Genomic DNA, 18,169 nt, shown 5'->3' with positions numbered 1-18,169 from the left:
GATTAATATGCAGACGCGTAGAGCTTTTTTAAAAGTATTATTGGGTCTTGGTGCTGTAATGTTGCCGTGGAGCTTTTTACCGACGTCAATCGGAGGAACTATTAAGAAGAGACTTGGGCGTCCGCCTGTTGAATTATGGCGTCCTGCGGCGAGTGAACCGGAAAGCAAGGTTGATTTAGAAAGCCTGAATCGAACGGCCATGGATGATATCCATGTTTTAACAGCACCGGATATGGAAGGCCGTAAGGCAGGCTCCGTGGGCGAGGCAAAAGCTGCAGAGTACTTAGCCTCTCAGCTAAGTATGCTGGGCCTGCGCCCCATGGGGGACTCTAATACAGGCTTTGTTCACACTTACACGATTCCACCAGTGTTGGAAACTCGAGTTAATGGTAGATTAACCTTTAGACCGGGAAATAATAAAACACTCAGAAGCCCAAGTGTTAACCTGATAGGAGGGTTAATGGGCGAAAAAACTGAGGAGATAATCCTGATTTCGGCTCATTATGATCATCTGGGAGTTTTTGAAGGAAAACTTTATCCCGGAGCCAATGATAACGCTTCCGGCGTTGGGTGCGTACTGGATGTTATGAGGCGTATCCTGCGTGAAGAAATTATCCCGAAACGTACGATTGTCATCGCCTTTTGGAGCGCGGAGGAAATGGGGTTTATAGGATCTCAGGCCTTTGTTCAATCTCCGACCTTTCCTCTAGCTCAGATCCAAGCTGTCTTAAACGCGGACTCTGTTGGAAATGGAATGGTTGGAAATTTTGCCCTCTGGGGGGATGGTGAGAATACAGCTGTCAAGGCTATTCGCCAAGCCGCCTCTGAGTGTGGGGCAAGCGCAATATTAACTCCGCCGGCCGGCCATAATAGTGATTCAATAAGCTTTGCGTCAGCGAATATTCCGGCTGTAACTTTAATGGCCAAGGACTGGCTGTATAAAAATCATACCCCTGAAGACACCATAGCTTTGTTAAAGCATGAGCAAATTAGTTTAGCTTCAGAGTTGATGTATAGGGCGGTTCATTTGCTGGCCTTTTAGGAACCTAAGGAGTTGAATGTATTTCATCAAATTTTGAGACACCCACTTCTTGTAAGTGGGTGTTCTGATTTCCATTTAGGTGAGGGTGGAATCCGGTAGAATCCCCTACGGAAGACCCTATGTTCAGCTTTAGCTGAACAAGTTTATTTTATAAAGTGTTAATAAAAGCAAACTACCAAAGGGATCGGCGGGCCTAAAGCCATCATAAAGTTATGGTGTAGAAGCTGCAGTTTTCGTTGGTTCGGTAATGTCATATTTAGAGCGCAGAATAATCAAGTCAATACGGCGGTTTTTGCCATGACCTTCGGCATTATCATTTAAGGCAATAGGACGGTATTCCCCATAACCCGCTGCTGAGAGTCTGCCGGGGCGGATTCCTTCATTCTGCAAAATTTGGACTACGTTGGTGGCACGAATTACAGAAAGTTCCCAATTACTGGGGAATTGAGCGGTGTGGATCGGAACATTATCCGTATGCCCTTCTACTCGAATTTGGTTAGGAGCTGAGGCCAGAACCGTAGAAATATTCCTCAAAATATCACGGGCCTTGGCATTAATATCCGCGGAACCACTTTCGAAAAGTAAGGTTTCCTGGATACTTACCACAAGACCACGTTCTTCCATGGATGAAACAAGCTTCGTCTGAATTCCGTTGTCTGCAGCAAATTTGTCCAGCTTTGCTTTAATGCCTTCTATGCTCATGGTTTCAGCTTCGTTATTTCCTTGGCCACTATTGATATTTTCACCGTTAGTGTTGTCAGAATCTGCATTCGTGGTGTTGTCCGGATCTGTATCCTTTCCGGGAACTGTGGAGTTTGAGGAAGGACTTCCGGTAGTGAAGATTGATGGGCCGACGGGACTGTCGGCCATTTCCATTTTTGCCGGAATCCCTCCACCCAGAGCTTTGTTAAGTGATTCTGCAATAGCTTGGAATCGATCGGCATCTACTTTGCTCATTGAATAAAGTACCACAAAGAAAATCATAAGTAGTGTAATCAGGTCAGAATAAGTAAGCAGCCACCGATCACTATTTTCCTTCTCTGCTTCGTGTTCACGGTTTCTCCTCATCGGCTTTCGCTTACAGCCGCACGTCTGCGCTCGGCTGAACCTTCTTTAACTATTTCTATAGAGGCTAGAGTAGAACCCATATGGGTTCTTAGTTTTTCTTTTAAAATAGCAGGATTTTGTCCTGCTTGAATCGAGAGGATACCGTCCAGAACCATCTCCATTGCCGCTATCTCTGCTTTGTCCTTCATTTTCAGCTTTGTTGCTATGGGAAGCCATAAAAGGTTCGCTGAGGCAACCCCATAAAGAGTAGCGATAAAAGCTGCAGCGATCGAGTGGGAGAGTGCTTCAGGGTCTGAAAGATTTCCTAATACCATTACAAGACCCATAACTGTGCCGATAATTCCCATTGTAGGGCTATACCCGCCGGCAGCTTCGAAGACTGAGATTCCGACCTTATGCCTTTTCTCTAAGACAGTAATATTAGATTCTAAAATCTCGCGAGTTATTTCCGGGTCTGTCCCGTCTATGACGAGCTGCATGCCTTGATGAGTAAAGCGATCTGTTACAATTTCTAGTTCATGCTCCAGACTGAGTAAGCCTTCCCTGCGCGCCTTTTCTGAAAACCTTAACAAAGTCTCATAGGCTTCTTCTGTTCCGAAGGTTTGAGAAGTAAAGGCCAGCTTTATCCATTTAGGGAGGTTCTTAAGGTTAGCGAGAGGAAAGCTAATGATAACAGCCCCGGCTGTTCCCCCAAAGACGATCATGGCAGCGGAAAAGCCTCCTAGGGAACTTACGCTTCCACCTTCCAGTATATAGCCGATGATCAGACACCCGAAACCTACGATAATACCTATAATAGTTGATAAATCCATGTTGCTGTTGCCACAAAATCCTTAAGATAGAGAGCGTGGTAGGTAGAAAGGAATTGTGGCTGACCTCCCTTGCTGATTATTTAAGTAGGTGTTTGGCAAAATTGGATTTTGGGAAGGTTAAAATAAGAATTTAGAAAACCTACTCTAAATTATATCGTCAATTTGAGGGGGGAACTTTAGTCCCTAATTTTACTAGTTTGATTGTAAGTGTGTGTTTGGTAAGTAGGGAGTATCCTCTACTCAGCCAAAGTAGCAAGTCTTTGATTCGGAAGTAGCTTTTAATTATGCAGTGAGCTTACTTATTGCCTTTGTTTGGGAATGATAAATTTTCGACGCGAACTTACTTTATTATACAAGAAATACTGAAGGGCAGCTAGAACTCTTTCTTCCCGCCGAAAATATTACATAGAAAAACAAAAGTTCCTCTTTAGTTTTTTAAGGGGATCTACGATATAAGAATAAGAGTATGTATTTGGAGTGAGCAAAATGAAAATAGACCGGACATCTATGTCTCCTGTAAGTGGCATTCAAGCTGCTAATCGATTGAAACAAGTTCAAAATAAAACGACTGCTTCTGAGGCGGATAAGATTGCCGTTTCAGACAAAGCACAAGTTTTTCAGTCCTTACTGCAAAAGGCTAAAGAGATACCCTCTGTTCGTGAGGAGAAAGTAAGCGCTTTATCAGAACAGATCGATCGTGGAGAGTTTCAAGCAGACGGGCAACGGATAGCTGAAATATTATTAAGGGCCTATCAAAAAGACTAAAGTTATCAATTCAGAGGGGGAGATTTCCGTGTCTGAAGCACTTCAAAATTTAAATAAAAATTTAGAGCGACAAGTTGAACTCTACAAGGAACTTATGACCCTTGAAGGACTTAAACGAAAAGCATTAGTAGAAAATAATCTGCTTGAAATTGAATCGGTAACAGCTCAAGAAGAGGCTTTCATCAGCAAGGTCAATCTGCTGGAAAAAGAACGTCTCTTGTGGGCTGAACAAATAGGGCAGGAACTAGATAAAAAACCTGAAGACCTGACTTTAGCCGAACTTGCGGATTACTATCCACCTTTAGATAGAATTAGACATGATCTTGACCATGTAGTTGCTCAACTACAAGAAATTCATGAGATTAACTCCCTGCTTCTCCGACAGGCAATGAAGATTGTAGATTATACAGTGGAACTTATGACACATCAAGAGAGTAACACTTATACATATCCAGGTCAGAAAGCGAATGATGTGACTAAAAAGAGACATCTTATGGATTGGAGGATTTGAAGACATGGGTTCCACCTTTGGCGGTATAAATATATTATCCAGAAGTTTATATGCTCAGCAGGCCGGGCTGGATACGGTGGGTCATAACATTGCCAATGCCAGTACAGATGGCTATTCCAGGCAAAGGGTCAACATGGTTACTGTCTTCCCGACAGGCGAGGTCTATGGTAGTCGTGGACAGAATCAAGCGGGTGCCGGAGTTGCAGTAGGGTCTATCATGAGAGCCAGAGATACTTTTACCGATCGACAATTGTGGAAAGAATCCTCAACTCTTGGCTACAGTCAAACAAACAGTGAAGCCCTAAGTAAGATGGAAGATGTCTTTAGTGAACCTTCGGATACAGGGGTTCAGACAGTGCTTAATCAATTTTGGACGGCTTGGCAGACGCTCTCGACCAATGCTTCCGATACCGGGGCTCGTACCACTGTAGCACAGCAGGGAGTTGCGGTTGTGAATACCATCCAGCATGCAGCTCAGCAACTTAAAGATACAGTCGAAAACATTAACTCAGCAATTGAATTAGATGTAAAGAGTATTAATCAAATAACCTCGAACATTCATACACTTAATCAGCAAATTGCCTTCACTGAGGTAGGGGGCAACGACCATGCTAATGATTTACGCGACTCAAGGGATTTACTCGTGGATCAACTATCGAAGCTCGTTAATATTTCTGTACAAGAAGATAGTTCGGGGAAATACACGATAAAGTCCGGTAGTTTGAACTTAGTAAATGACTCCGGTCATACTGAGCTAAGTACTGCAACAACTATCGATCCGACGTTTGGTTATGAAGTTACCAAAGTGACCATTGCATCCAATGGTTCGCCGGTAGACTTTACGAATGGGGAAGTAAAGGCATTGCTCGATTCTCGGGATTCATCTTCAACCGGGATTTTTGCATACATGACCAGCTTGGATAAAGTTAGCAAGTTCTTATTGCAGGATTTCAATGCAGTGCATCGTTCAGGTTACGGTACAGATAATGTCTCTGGGCGCAATTTCTTTGGGGCAGACAGCAATACAGACTACAAAGGGGCAGGTGCTCTTGCGGATGGTGCTTGGCTCAACGCGATAACGGTCAATCATGAAATCACAGATTCAGCAGCTGGATTAGCTATTTTAGCAGCTAAAACCGCGGCTAATGGAATGGTAGTCACGCCTAGTTCGACAAACACTGATAGTGAAATACCTTCGGTAACGCTTACAGGTACTTATACGGGTGGATCAACCCCGACTGCAGTCATGGTTAAGGTTGCTTCTCTTGATGGACTTGGCAAGGTTAGCGGAATTAGCTACTCTACTGATGGTGGCACTAATTGGAGCTCAGATGTAACTGGGTCAAGTCCACATCAGCTCACTCTAAAAGGAATGACTATTAGCATCGACACTTCCTCACTAAGTGCTCCTGCTATAAATAATACGTACAATTTTTCCTTGTCCACCAGTAATAATGCAAGTGGAGATAATGCTATTTTGTTGGGCAATTCTTTGAAAACTGATGTTTCTGCTACTCTGGGTAACATTTCATTAGATGCCTTTTACACATCAATGATCGGTACATTAGGAATTCAATCACAAGATGCCCAACGTCTGTACACGAATCAACAGACGGTAATAGATCACCTAACTAATCTCAGAGCCTCCACATCAGGAGTAAATATGGACGAAGAAATGACCGATATGATTAGATTTCAAAAAGGCTATAATGCGGCTGCAAGGGTTTTGACAGCCATGGATGAAATGCTGGATAAATTGATTAACGGCACAGGCGTTGTAGGTCGATAAGGAGGTAATCCGCTATGAGAATCACTAATAATACGATCAGTTCCAACTTTCTGGGCAGCCTCAACAGGTCTCTGGAAAAGTCACTCAAGATTCAGACCCAACTAGCAGATGGCAAAGCTCTCCATGCTCCCTCGGATGACCCGATTAAAGCAGTGCGGAGTTTGCGATACAGTACCAGTATGGAGCTGAATAATCAGTATACTCAAAATGCTGAGGATGCACTTAGCTGGATGAATACTACTGATGATGACATGCAGGATTTGAGTTCGATTATGATTAGCATTAAGGAGCAAGTCGTTCAGGCTAGTAACGGTACAAACCCTCAATCAGCCATCCAAGCAATTGGGGATTCAGTGGATAATCTAATCAATCAGATGATTAATATTGGTAACTCTCAGCTGGGAGGGCGCTATATTTTCGCGGGACAGAATGATAAGACTACTCCCTTTATTCGTGATGGAGATACAATCACCTATAATGGGGACAATCAGAAGATATCTATGCCTATTCATCCGGGGATTTCCACTCCCAGTCAGGATAGTGTGAATCTGACGGGGGAGGATGTGTTTGGCCCGAATTTAAAAATCTTAAATGACCTAATAGACATCAAAAATCATTTGAAGTCAGGTTCTACAGAAGATCAAGAATGGCTTTCCGAAACTGGCTTGGCTCTGATAGAGGAGGATCATTCCAGTATGTTGCAGTCTCATACGGAATTAGGAGCACGAATGTCAATGTACGAGATGGCTAAAAATATGTTGGATGGCAGCAATACTATTATTGCAGAGGATCAAGCAAATAATGACTATATAGATGTGGCAAAAGGGATTATTGATTATAAAAACGCGGAGAATGTCTACAAGATGGCCCTTCAAATTGGGGCATCGATAATGCCCATGTCTTTAGCAGACTTTCTTAGATAATAGTACGTAACGGAAGGGAGGCACTTCCATGCTCCAAATCAATATTTCTACCCAACCCATCCGTCTGGAATATACTAATAATAATGCTAAGCTAAGTCTGCAAACCACTCAACCCAAGGTGCAAATAGAGACAACTCCGCCGACAGTAGAGATTTACCAACCCCGCGGTGAGCTGACGATTGATCAATATCCCTGTCGTTACTCAATCGGACTGAAAAATATCGCCGACTTTGCTAGGGATAACGCGGCCCTGGGCAGGCAAACTGCAATGGATGCTATTGCCAGGATTGCTCAAGAAGGAAACCAACTGGCTCGGATTGAGAGTAATACCGATGCGATAGTCGATATAGCTGCCAATTCTGCTCTTTCCGAAGCCCCGGAGATAACTTATGCATATATTGAATCTCCGGAAATTCATTATCAAGCTAATCCGGTTCAATTTAACCCAAAGTATGGAAGAGTGGATTTGAACTTAAAATGGGGTACCATAGAGGGGAATTACCAACCCGGTAGTGTGAATGTACAGGTCACACAATATCCGAGGGTCGAAATTTCCGTCGTAGATGTCAAGGTCTGAGGAGATAATTTTATAATGGGTATTAATAGTCTCAACTGACACTATAGTTGGATTTGAGATTTGGATAACTCCACCTAGGAGGAAATACTATGAAAATAAAGTCGACTAGATTCGGTGAACTGGAAGTAGCTGAAAAACAATTATTTAAATTCCCTCAGGGAATACCGGGTTTTCCTGAGGAAAAGAATTTTGCATTCATACCCCTTGAAGAAGAAAGTCCCTTTTCATATCTGCAGTCAACGACAGAAGTCAATTTGACTTTCTTATTAGTTAATCCTTTTGCTTTTTTTCAAGATTATGAATTTATTCTTGAAGATGAGGTGGCCAAAGAGTTGGATCTTTCCCAATCAAATCCACCGCAAGTATTTTTGATTGCAAGTGTTAAGGAAAAGCTCGAAGATATGACGGCGAACCTGTTGGCGCCTGTAGTGATGAATATACTGAATTGTACCGGTAAACAAATAATACTAGACAAACCAGAATACTCTATAAAACATAAACTATTTCCTGACGGCTTTCCTAAAGAAGCGGTCGAAGGGGGAAGGTAATATGTTGGCTCTTACCCGCAAGGTTGGTGAACGAATCGTCATCGGCGACAACATTGTAGTGACGGTTGCGAGTATCAAAGGTGATAACATCCGGCTAACCATTGAAGCCCCTAAAGCGATCAAGATTTTTCGGGGTGAGATTTATGATGCTATTGCAGCAGAAAACAAACAAGCCGTCGTTCCAAATATTATCTCTGGGTTGGATAGGCTGAAATCATTGCAAATTAAGAAGTAAGAAGCATTGAGCGTCTTACTTCTTGATTCTATTAGCATCTTTGCATTAGTTCGTTACTTTCTGTAATTTAGGAATATCCACTTCTTGGTGGTAAATATTTTTACTTAGAATTAAGCTTATGAGTTTTGTAGAGGATACTATTTGATTATTTAAGTCACTGAATACTTAACTTGCAAGTATTTCAGTGACTTTTCTTTTAGATTTTGCTCTTAATGATTCTACTATTTTCTCGATTTAGTTGATTGAGTTAAAACAGGAGGAATTTGAAGAAAAAGCGATTAAGGAAGAAGTATATGCCTAAATTTAGCCCTAGCCAGACTTAAGCCGTGAAGAGAGCTAACCGATAAAGAGATTAAGCGAACTAATTAGGTAGCCTTTAGCTTAACCGGCCGGAGAGCGAAGAGGAGCCAATAGTCAGCCGGAAAATGCACGGGCAAGGATGCCTGGCATTAAAATCAAGGAGGAATATATAATGATTATTAATCACAACATGGCTTCTCTCAACACATATCGCCAGATGAGTACCAACACTGCTAATAGCAGCAAGTCCTTAGAAAAACTGTCATCAGGTCTTCGCATTAACAAAGCTGGCGATGACGCTGCAGGTCTTGCTATCTCCGAAAAAATGCGCGGTCAAATTCGTGGTCTTGACCAAGCTGCCCGTAACTCTCAAGATGGTATTTCCATGATCCAGACTGCTGAAGGTGCATTAAGCGAAACTCATAGCATTCTGCAAAGAATGAAAGAGCTTGCAACTCAGTCTGCGAACGATACTAACACCACTTCCGACCGTAGCGAAATTCAGAAGGAAATGAATCAGCTTACTTCCGAAATAAACCGTATCGGTAACACTACTGAGTTTAATACTCAAAAACTGTTGAATGGTGGCGGTGAAAAAATCACTGCTGACCTCAAAACTATAACTCGTGGTGGTATCGCTGGCGACACTGCTGCATTTGCAGAAGTAACAGGCTCGACAGCAGAAGTAAACGGTGTGTATACTCTGACTGTTGATGACACGGACACTCTTGCTGCTGGATCAACAGTTGTAGTTGGTGGCGAAACCTTCACAGCTGTATCTGGTGCTGCTGATGCATCTCTTGGTCAATTTAGCATTGATGGAACCCCGGATACAGCTGGAACGGCAACTAGTCAGGCTGCTAGCTTAGCCGCTGCTATTAATGAAAACAAAAACTTGCATGAGCGTTTCGGCAATGTTTCAGCTGCTGCAGGCGTAATAACGTTAACTGAGGCAGATGGAGAAGCTACAGGAGTGGCTTTGACCTCTAGTGTTGTTGGAGCAGGCACATTAACCGATGCTCAGACAACGGCTAGCGTTAAAGAAATTCAAGGCAAATATACCTTTAATCTTGATAAAGCATTTTCAGTCGTCGGAGATTCATTGCAAATTGCAGGTCAAACATTAACAGCAGTAGCCGCTAACGCTAGTCCAGCTTCTGGTCAGTTTAATATAAGTGCTGATCCTGAAGCTCAAGCGAAGGAAATCGCTGCTGCAATTAATGCAAATACAAATGCCGCTTTAGGTGGCCGCTTTGAAGCGACTGTCAAAGACAATACCATAACTTTGACGGAAAGAGCTACTAAAGCTACTGGAGTAGACTTAATAGATACTAATGTTGTTGACGGCCTTGCGACTGCTTCGGCAGGCAAGTATAATATCGGTTTTGTATCCCCAATTGCCGATGGTGGACGTATTACCGTAGATGGTGTAGATATTGCGGTAACCTCTGACAGTAGCGATGCAGGCTTGGCTGATGGAACCGCAATGTTGGCAGGTAGCACGCTAACAGAGCAAGTTACACGTTTGGCTAATGCTGTCAATAGTAATTCTGCGCTTAATCAGAAGTATACTGCTACAGTGACTGGTGATAAATTAACATTGACTCAAAAAACAGGTCAAGAGTCTCTCACTGAGCCTACGGTTACAACCAACAGCACTTCGAAAGACGGATTTCAGGCCACTTTCCAGGTGGGTGCAAATACCGCTCAAAGCATGACAGTTGAAGTTAATGATATGCGTTCAGAGGCTTTAAACATTTCTGGTACTGAGGCTGGGGCAACTATTACTGCCAGCAACGGTAATAAAGCTGTTCTCAAAGCTACTAAGGAAGTAACTGATGGCACATCTAATACTACTACTGAGTATGCGCTTGATGTTTCCAGCCACGAAAAAGCAACCGCAGCTATCAGTGTTTTGGATGACGCTATTCAAAACGTATCCGCTGAACGCTCTAAGCTAGGTGCTTATCAGAATCGTCTGGAACACACCATTTCTAACCTTGGAACCTCCAGCGAGAACTTAACAGCTGCTGAGTCTCGCATCCGGGATGTAGACATGGCCAAAGAAATGATGCAGTTCCAAAAGAACAACATCCTGACCCAAGCCGCACAAGCAATGATGGCTCAGGCCAACCAACAGCCTCAAGGCGTTCTCCAATTACTCCGTTAATTGGCTTAGAAGGCAAGTTAATAAAGTTTATCACAGGGCCAGGGGCGTTTGCTCCTGGCTTCTTTCGGTGCGCTCAGCTTAGGCGCTTACTCGTCGGTGCAAGTCCAACATGGAGTGATAGTGCCAACCGTTAGCTAAGGGAAAGGGCGTCCATCGGTGAGGTGGATAAATAGGCGAATTCTTACCAGATTGCTGATTTCTTCACCGCTTTCCGTCGAATATTCAGCATTACGTAGCTTTTCAATGAATACTGGTATAAGCACTACGTTTACGACGACTTTTGCTCCCGTTCGATAATATATGTTATTGAAGCGATCAAGTTTATCGAGATAGATATTAGCAGAATCGGACTACAGGTAGATCCCGTTTAGCTGACGATGTCCAGCCTTCCTGAGACATTGACTGGAGTTCACTAATCCAAGCTTCACCTGTTATGTCTGTCGGCTTACTTATGGCAGACCGGATCCATATCTACCATACCGACAGATAATGCCAATTAATCGAAGCCTTTATACGGCCTAGTTTGCCAGTTAAACCTGCTTTTCTCGCATGCTCTTGTCTCCGTTGACTTTCGTCTAAAGGCTTATTGGAGCGTATATTTCTTGTGAAATTAGAAGCGCTAACGTGCGTAAAATCTGAGGGAAGCCTAGATAGGGCTTTCTAGCTACCTCTTTTTTCCCTTAGGCAACCATAATATTACAATTTTTACCTCAATATTCAACTCGGTCTTTGGGCAATCCGCCAAAGATGGGCAGCCGGTATGAGGACGGAAATTTCCAACAGGACGCGTGAGCAAATCGAAGTCCGAGCATAACTTTATTAAGGAACAAAACGGCAAAATGCTGCTTAGCAACGCCGTTGAGCTGATATACCATGGAGAGTGGCTTAAAGGCCAACTTAATCAGTGAGTTACTCCCCGTCGGGGAAGAGAGGCCAAATGGTGCACCGGTGCACTATTTGATTTTAACCCCATGTGCACGGTTTTTGACGCCAAAGGCTGTTTTCAATGCACATATTCATTAAAACACTACCCGAAAACCCCTGAGAAGTCTGAAATTTTTATAAATTTATACCGCATCCGATACGTTGATATGCTAAAGATATGATACGTTCCAAAAGAACAATAATCTTCCTAAGCTTCTCAATCCAATCAATAGCCTCAAGGGATACTTCAGTTACCCCGTTAATGCTAGTAATACCCTAAAAATTGACCTCCTTTTTTCTTGTGGGCCATTTATATTTCAGGAGAGTATCGTAGACCAGATTAGTTTGCACTACTGAAAATGAACACTGAAGCCAAATCGGACAATTTAAAACTAAATGAATTTTTGAACGGTTTTTTAATACCCAAGATGAATTAATGGCAAAAAATTTCCCCTTTCCCCTAAAGCTTTGGATTACTTCTTACGATATAATTAGCAGAGATTGAGTTTAGAGGTGTTTGATTTGGATATCAGCGCAGTAAAGATTCCAGTAGATCTCATAAGTTCTGCTCAGGTGGGGCAAACAACTTCCCGTACAGTGGCTGTTGCTAATGAATTAGCTTCCAAGATGGGTGAAGGAACGGATAAATCCCTGACTGCTTTATCAGACGACAAAGTCAAGAAAAAGCCAGTTGATTTACATGATGTTACCCAGATGACTGAGGCGATGAATAAGTTTATACAAGCAATGGACGCCAATATTCAATTTGAAGTTCATGAGAAAACTAATCAGCTAATGGTGCAAGTCGTTGACCGAGCTAATAATAAAGTATTAAAAGAATTTCCCTCCAGCGAGTTTCTTGATACAATGGCGGCCATCAGAGATTATGTCGGGATTTTATTGGATAAGAAAATATAGCGGTATGTCGACAGATAGGAGGTGCTTCGTATGGCAGTTGGATCGGTAGGGGGAGTCTATGGCTTGTCCGGTTCAGGTATGGATATTGACTCCATGGTTAAAAGTTTAATGTCAGGTCAGCAAGCAAAAGAGGATGCTTTAATACAGAAGAAAACAATCGCAGAATGGCAGAAATCTACCTATAATTCGGTGTATGATGATATCAGTAAATTTCGCGATTCTGTATTTAACTATAAACTTCAGGGGACTTTGAGTCCCAATAAGGTTACGTCCAGCAATACTTCGGTAGCTACTGTGACGGCTATCGCAGATGCAGCTGATGTCACACATTCTTTGGTAGTTGCGCAGTTAGCTAGTGGAGTGAATTTGACCAGTTCCAGCAGCATAACGACGGGGGCAAGCAAGGATACGATTACCAGCCAGTTTTATGGCGGCACTGCGCCTACGGGAACTTATAAATTTAAGATAACCAATGGAGATACCAGTGCTGAGATTGCCATCGACCCTGCCGGAAGCATTAATGACCTTGTTAGCCAAATTAATAAGGCCGGTATTAATGTGAAGGCCAGTTATGATAGCACTTTAGATCGCTTTTTCATGTCAACGACATCAACTGGCTCCACAGCGGGAATTACAATTACCCCTGATGATGAAAATGATGGCAGTTGGGGTGCTGATTTTTTTGTTGATAAGTTGAAACTTCCCTCGGAAGTGAGTTCTTCAGGAGTTAAAGGTCAAGATGCGGAATTCATGCTTGATGGGATTCACTTGACCCAGGCGAAAAACACTTTTAGCATCTCCGGAGTAACTTATAATTTGACGGGCTTATCTTCTGATCTGTCTGGGGCTGATATTGAAGCTAAGTTGGCTTCAGGAACTGCAATCAGCGTTAGTGTTAGTAATGATACAGATACAGCAGTAACTAATATTCAAAACTTAGTCGATTCCTACAACAAAATTCTTGATGAGCTCAATGGTCTGATTGAAGAGACGCGTTACAGTGATTATCTACCTCTCACCGATGCCCAGAAAGCGGACATGAAGGATTCCGAGATTACTTCTTGGGAAGCTAAAGCGAAGAGTGGGATGCTTCATAACGATTCGACCTTGACGAGCCTAGTTAACACCATGCGTAACTCATTCTCCGGCTTTGTTTCTGGCATCACCAGTACATATGACCCGGAAACCGGGAAGAAAACCACCTATAATAGTGGAGCTTCCATCGGCATTACTACAGGAAAAGACTATACTGAGGGCGGCAAGCTCTATTTGGATACGGATGATTTAAAAAAAGCTTTAAATGCCAATCCCAATGTGCTATATGAATTATTCGCTGCTAGTGGGACAACCAATGCAGATGGTACAACGGATACTAAAACTCAGGGAATAGCCGGACGATTATATGACGGAATAAAAGCCGCTATGGATCAGCTGGATCAAATTGCCAGTACCACCGCTAATGCCCAATACGATACGGAGAGCAATTATGCTAAGAAGATTGCTGAATATGAAAAACAGATTACTATTGCTGAAGACAGATTCGACTCAATGCAAACAGCTTACTATAAACAGTATAATGCCATGGAAGTGGCCTTACAGCAGTTGAATAGTCAAAGCACCTGGTTATCATCTATGTTGGGAAGTAGTGAATAAAGGCTTTTTTGAATAGAATATTGGTATTATAAGGGGGCTATCTTATGAATCAGCAAATAGCGAGTGCTTATAAAAATCAACAGATCATGACGTCTTCGCCTGAACAATTGACTTTACTGCTTTATAATGGAGCGTTGAGGTTTCTGGCTGAAAGTATCATAGCGATGGAGCAAGGAGATACTCAAAAATCTCATAACGCGAATATGCGAGTACAGGACATCGTGCGTGAGTTTATGCACACCTTGGATATGAGCTACGAACTTTCGAAAACTTGGGCTCAGCTTTATGAATACATTGAACACTGCCTGATTCAAGGCAATATGAAAAAAGATGTGGCACAATTGCAGCAGGCAAAAGGTATGTTGCTTGAACTTCGGGATACCTGGGTTGAGGCCATGAAACAGACTCATGTTGCTCGAGCAGTTGGCAAGTAATGGAGAAAAAAGCAGTTCAAGCTTTGTGGCAAGATTATTGGTTTTTAACCAAAGAAATGATTAAATTCTTGGCTAAGCAGGATATGGAACTTTTCTATGACCTGCTGAAACAGCGAGACCTGTTGCAAAAGCTGATTGATCAGACTCCCGATGATGGCTTTAAGCTCTCACCTGAAGGCCGAAGTTTGATAAAGAACATACAAAAAGATAGTCAGACTATTACAGATAATTTACAGATTCGAATGGGCAGATCTAAGAAACAACATCAAGTATCTGAAGCCTATAACGCTGCAAGCACCACGGCCGTCAATAATATGAATTGGAAAAGATAATTGGTGATATAGGAGGGATTTATGATGATTAATCCTATTCAGCCCAATACTCATTCCACAATGATTCCGCTGGATGCATTTCCCGGACAAAAACTCGATCGATCCTTGGAAACTGCCAGAAAAGTTATTGACAGAAAAGGGGATATTCCTTCGGCTCGTGAAGAGATACCTCGCGAAGAAGTTGAAAAAGCGGTGGAAAAGCTTAATCGGCTAATGGGGATAATCGACAAAGGATTAGAGTTTAGTGTTCATGAAGAATCCGAAAGCTTTACAGTGAAAATAATTGATCAACCAAGCGGAGAGTTGTTAAATCAAATCGAACCTAAAAGGGCGTTAGATATCTTAAGATCATTTACTCAAGACGCGGGCCTATTGTTTGATGAATTCGTCTGAAGCTTCATTATACAAAGTAATCTCTTTATAGCTATACTATTCCCTTAAAAGAACCAGGAAGCGTTTTTCGCTTCCTGGTTCTTTTTGCCCAAAAGTCCTATAAAGTTGTGACAAATTTACTATATTGTGGTTGTGCCCAGAGTGCTATTGTTAGCAAGCATACATTTTTTTCTATAAATTTGTTTTTTCCAAGAATTTTACAAAAAATACATGAGTAATTTGTCGAAAAAAGTATATACGTTTTTATGACTTGATGCTACTATAAGAATAGTTTAAGGGAAATATCTTTATATGTTTTTTTGGAGGAATTCTAAAAAAAATGGCGAATAAAAAGTAATTGAGGAAATTTATCCCTTCATGCGATCTAATACATAGATAAGCTAGGCGATTATTAGGATTCATATCATTATATGATGACTTACGAAGTAATTAGTAGTATTGTATCAAAAAAGATAGGGGTGGCGAGGCGTGAGTCAAAACGACAACAAGAATCAAGGGGTCGATCTGGGAGAGTTTGTAGAGTTTTATCTGTTGGATTCTCAAGAACAGATTGAAAAGCTCGGAGCTGGTCTCTTACAGCTTGAGAAAGAGGGGGGGAATATTGGACTCATCAACGATCTGTTCCGCTCAGCTCACAGCCTAAAGGGAGCTTCAGGAACAATGGGGTTCACGCCAATTGTTGCCCTAACCCATGCTGCCGAAGATTTATTGGATCATTTGCGGCAGGGAAAAATGGATGTTTCGCTGGAAATGATTGATGTATTATTAGCGGTGACTGATCGCGTGAAAGCGATGTTAGCTCAGGTTGAGCAGCGCGAGGAAATCAGCATTGAGTTTCAAGATTTAGCCTCTACCATGCGGGAATTATTAGATGGGGAGATCGCAGTTGAAGCTAAAGATCCTCAGATCCCTCAAGCTGAAGCTGAAGAGGTCGCGAAGTTTGTTCCGCAGAACTTTGAGTTAACACCAGACGAACTTGAAAAAGTTAGCGATGCTCAAAGTCTAGGACATGGGGTTTATCAAATAGATGTTAAACTTGGCCCCAATACTCTTATGAAGGCAGTTCGAGCAGTCATGGCGACTCAGCGCCTTGAAGGGATAGGCTCGGTAATTAAGCTTGTACCAAGTATTGAGGATTTGGAAGTTGGCAATGGGGAAGAGTTCTACATGCTCGTGAATTGCGATGAGCCCCGTGAGGAGATCCGTAGAGAACTGCTGGAGATTTCCGAACTGGTAGATGTGGTGGTACACCTATATCCAAATCTAAATTCACCTGAAGAAGCTAATCTTGAAGAAGATAAAAAGGTTGAAAAAACGCCTGGTATAGATTTAGAAGCAGCTCCTGAAACTGCCTCCAACACCATAGCTGAAGAAAAAGTTGTCAAACCTGCTGTTGTTCAGAAAGCTAAAGTAGAGCCAAAAATTGTGGCGAAAACTTCCGGAGCAAATGAAGCAATTCAGGGAGAAGGCAACACTCAAGTGCATACGATCCGTGTTGATACGGTTCGTATGGACAATTTGATTAATCTTGTCGGTGAAATGGTTATTACCAGGACTCGGTTAGTGCAAATTGGCTTGGATTTAAAGGCTCAATACAGTACAGATGTTATGGTCAATAATTTGAACGAGGCAAATGTTTACCTGGGTCGTTTAATGAATGACCTGCAAGAAAGTGTTATGCGCTTGAGAATGGTGGCCATTGGCACGGTCTTTAATCGTTTTCCACGTTTAGTTCGTGATTTGGCCAAGAAAACCGGTAAGGAAATTGATCTGGTCTTAAAAGGAGAAGATACGGAACTGGATAAGACCGTTGTTGAAGTCATTGGGGATCCACTGATGCATCTCATTCGAAATTCAGTGGATCATGGTATTGAGTCTCCTGAAGATCGTAAGGCCGCCGGTAAATCCGAAGTTGGTACTATTACCCTCAATGCTTATCATGAAGGGAATCACATAGCGATTCTTATTTCGGATGATGGGGCAGGCTTAGATCTGGAAAAAATCCGCACCAAAGCTGTTGCCAAGGGACTGATTGGAGAGCGGGAAGAACTATCCGAACGGGATATCGCTAATCTAATCTTCTTGCCGGGATTTAGCACTGCAGATGTGGTAACAGACATATCGGGCCGAGGGGTTGGAATGGATGTCGTTAAGAAGGCCTTAAATAATCTGGGGGGTATGGTGGATATTACCACCCGCAAAGGGAAAGGAAGTACCTTTACTATTCGCTTGCCCTTGACCCTGGCAATTATTCAAGCTCTCCTTGTCGAAGTTGGACAAGAAATCTATGCTGTGCCCCTTTCCTCGGTTCTAGAGACTCTTTTAGTTAGTCGAGAGGACATAAAGACTGTAGGCGGTCTGCCAATGGTTCAACTCCGGGGAAACACTTTACCGTTGATTTCTTTACAAGAAAAGTTTGATCTACCCACACCGGAGGATGAAAGCAGTGAAGTCTTTGTTGTAGTGGTAGGCTTTGGAGATAAAGCATTAGGGCTTATCGTGGATGAACTGCGTGGTCAACAGGAAGTTGTTATTAAATCATTAGGTGATTTCTTAACGAATCTCCCCGGAATTGCCGGGGCTACGATTCTGGGAGACGGAAAAGTAACCTTGATCCTGGATATTGGTTCCTTAATTCAAGATGTCTTAGTTACAAGAAGAAGCTAGGATCACATCTTTTACATCGAACTAAACAAATGAAAACTTTAATAAGTGCGATTAAGAAATATTATGATGAATCCAGTTCGAACCACGAATATCGAACTACGAACATCG

At 42.4% G+C, this 18,169-nt stretch carries 18 protein-coding genes; 15 read left to right on the top strand and 3 right to left on the bottom strand.

Going from position 1 to position 18,169, the window contains the following annotated elements; translation table 11 throughout:
- Positions 1–7: 7 nt before the first annotated feature.
- Positions 8–1,042, top strand: a complete 1,035-nt coding sequence (locus tag BLS16_RS01350; protein WP_092329147.1) for a M28 family metallopeptidase — start codon at positions 8–10, stop codon at positions 1,040–1,042.
- 210 nt (positions 1,043–1,252) lie between these two features.
- Here the strand turns inward: BLS16_RS01350 and BLS16_RS01345 are convergent, their stop codons facing one another.
- Entirely contained in the window at positions 1,253–2,110 is an 858-nt protein-coding gene (locus BLS16_RS01345) for a flagellar motor protein MotB (RefSeq protein ID WP_092328913.1), read from the bottom strand.
- Positions 2,107–2,922, bottom strand: coding sequence for a flagellar motor protein (locus tag BLS16_RS01340; RefSeq protein WP_092328910.1), 816 nt, complete (start codon positions 2,920–2,922; stop codon positions 2,107–2,109). Before BLS16_RS01340 ends, BLS16_RS01345 begins: the two co-directional genes overlap by 4 nt.
- 486 nt (positions 2,923–3,408) lie before the next feature.
- Between BLS16_RS01340 and flgM the strand changes: the two genes are divergently transcribed.
- The 8 genes from flgM to BLS16_RS24500 all read left to right on the top strand — a co-directional run bounded on the left by flgM (position 3,409) and on the right by BLS16_RS24500 (position 10,740).
- Entirely contained in the window at positions 3,409–3,687 is a 279-nt protein-coding gene (gene flgM / locus BLS16_RS01335) for a flagellar biosynthesis anti-sigma factor FlgM (protein ID WP_092328908.1), read from the top strand.
- Between the two features lie 28 nt (positions 3,688–3,715).
- A complete protein-coding gene (locus BLS16_RS01330; RefSeq protein ID WP_092328905.1) occupies positions 3,716–4,198 on the top strand; it encodes a flagellar protein FlgN in 483 nt (160 codons plus the stop codon).
- Positions 4,199–4,202: 4 nt separating this feature from the next.
- Positions 4,203–5,987: a flagellar hook-associated protein FlgK gene (gene flgK, locus BLS16_RS01325; protein WP_092328903.1), complete on the top strand. Its 1,785-nt coding sequence runs from the start codon at positions 4,203–4,205 to the stop codon at positions 5,985–5,987.
- Between the two features lie 14 nt (positions 5,988–6,001).
- On the top strand, positions 6,002–6,910 hold the full coding sequence (gene flgL, locus BLS16_RS01320; protein ID WP_092328900.1) for a flagellar hook-associated protein FlgL: 909 nt from the start codon (positions 6,002–6,004) through the stop codon (positions 6,908–6,910).
- A gap of 28 nt (positions 6,911–6,938) precedes the next feature.
- Positions 6,939–7,487: a DUF6470 family protein gene (locus BLS16_RS01315; protein WP_092328897.1), complete on the top strand. Its 549-nt coding sequence runs from the start codon at positions 6,939–6,941 to the stop codon at positions 7,485–7,487.
- A gap of 89 nt (positions 7,488–7,576) precedes the next feature.
- Positions 7,577–8,035 (top strand): flagellar assembly protein FliW, encoded by a 459-nt coding sequence (gene fliW / locus BLS16_RS01310; protein WP_092328895.1) that lies wholly within the window; start codon positions 7,577–7,579, stop codon positions 8,033–8,035.
- 1 nt (position 8,036) lies between these two features.
- A complete protein-coding gene (csrA, locus tag BLS16_RS01305) occupies positions 8,037–8,270 on the top strand; it encodes a carbon storage regulator CsrA (RefSeq protein ID WP_092328892.1) in 234 nt (77 codons plus the stop codon).
- 472 nt (positions 8,271–8,742) lie between these two features.
- Positions 8,743–10,740, top strand: a complete 1,998-nt coding sequence (locus tag BLS16_RS24500) for a flagellin N-terminal helical domain-containing protein (RefSeq protein WP_176786029.1) — start codon at positions 8,743–8,745, stop codon at positions 10,738–10,740.
- A gap of 710 nt (positions 10,741–11,450) precedes the next feature.
- Here BLS16_RS24500 and BLS16_RS23960 read toward each other — a convergent pair.
- On the bottom strand, positions 11,451–11,636 hold the full coding sequence (locus BLS16_RS23960) for a hypothetical protein (protein ID WP_207649711.1): 186 nt from the start codon (positions 11,634–11,636) through the stop codon (positions 11,451–11,453).
- 541 nt (positions 11,637–12,177) lie between these two features.
- On the opposite strand from BLS16_RS23960, the gene BLS16_RS01295 reads away from it, so the two are divergent.
- The 6 genes from BLS16_RS01295 to BLS16_RS01270 all read left to right on the top strand — a co-directional run bounded on the left by BLS16_RS01295 (position 12,178) and on the right by BLS16_RS01270 (position 18,061).
- Positions 12,178–12,582: a flagellar protein FlaG gene (locus BLS16_RS01295; protein WP_242876135.1), complete on the top strand. Its 405-nt coding sequence runs from the start codon at positions 12,178–12,180 to the stop codon at positions 12,580–12,582.
- A 30-nt stretch (positions 12,583–12,612) separates the two neighbouring features.
- Positions 12,613–14,235 (top strand): flagellar filament capping protein FliD, encoded by a 1,623-nt coding sequence (gene fliD / locus BLS16_RS01290; RefSeq protein ID WP_092328884.1) that lies wholly within the window; start codon positions 12,613–12,615, stop codon positions 14,233–14,235.
- Between the two features lie 44 nt (positions 14,236–14,279).
- Positions 14,280–14,669: a flagellar export chaperone FliS gene (gene fliS / locus BLS16_RS01285; RefSeq protein WP_092328882.1), complete on the top strand. Its 390-nt coding sequence runs from the start codon at positions 14,280–14,282 to the stop codon at positions 14,667–14,669.
- Complete coding sequence (locus BLS16_RS01280; protein ID WP_092328879.1) at positions 14,669–15,001, top strand: hypothetical protein; 333 nt, start codon at positions 14,669–14,671, stop codon at positions 14,999–15,001. Before fliS ends, BLS16_RS01280 begins: the two co-directional genes overlap by 1 nt.
- 21 nt (positions 15,002–15,022) lie before the next feature.
- Positions 15,023–15,394: a flagellar protein FlaG gene (locus BLS16_RS01275; RefSeq protein ID WP_092328877.1), complete on the top strand. Its 372-nt coding sequence runs from the start codon at positions 15,023–15,025 to the stop codon at positions 15,392–15,394.
- A 468-nt stretch (positions 15,395–15,862) separates the two neighbouring features.
- Complete coding sequence (locus BLS16_RS01270; protein WP_092328874.1) at positions 15,863–18,061, top strand: chemotaxis protein CheA; 2,199 nt, start codon at positions 15,863–15,865, stop codon at positions 18,059–18,061.
- Positions 18,062–18,169: the final 108 nt, after the last annotated feature.

Source organism: Desulfosporosinus hippei DSM 8344, assembly GCF_900100785.1.
In the GTDB taxonomy this organism is placed as follows: Bacteria; Bacillota; Desulfitobacteriia; order Desulfitobacteriales; family Desulfitobacteriaceae; genus Desulfosporosinus; species Desulfosporosinus hippei.
The sequence above is the reverse complement of the archived record's forward strand: the minus strand, read 5'-3'. Positions and strand labels throughout refer to the sequence as shown.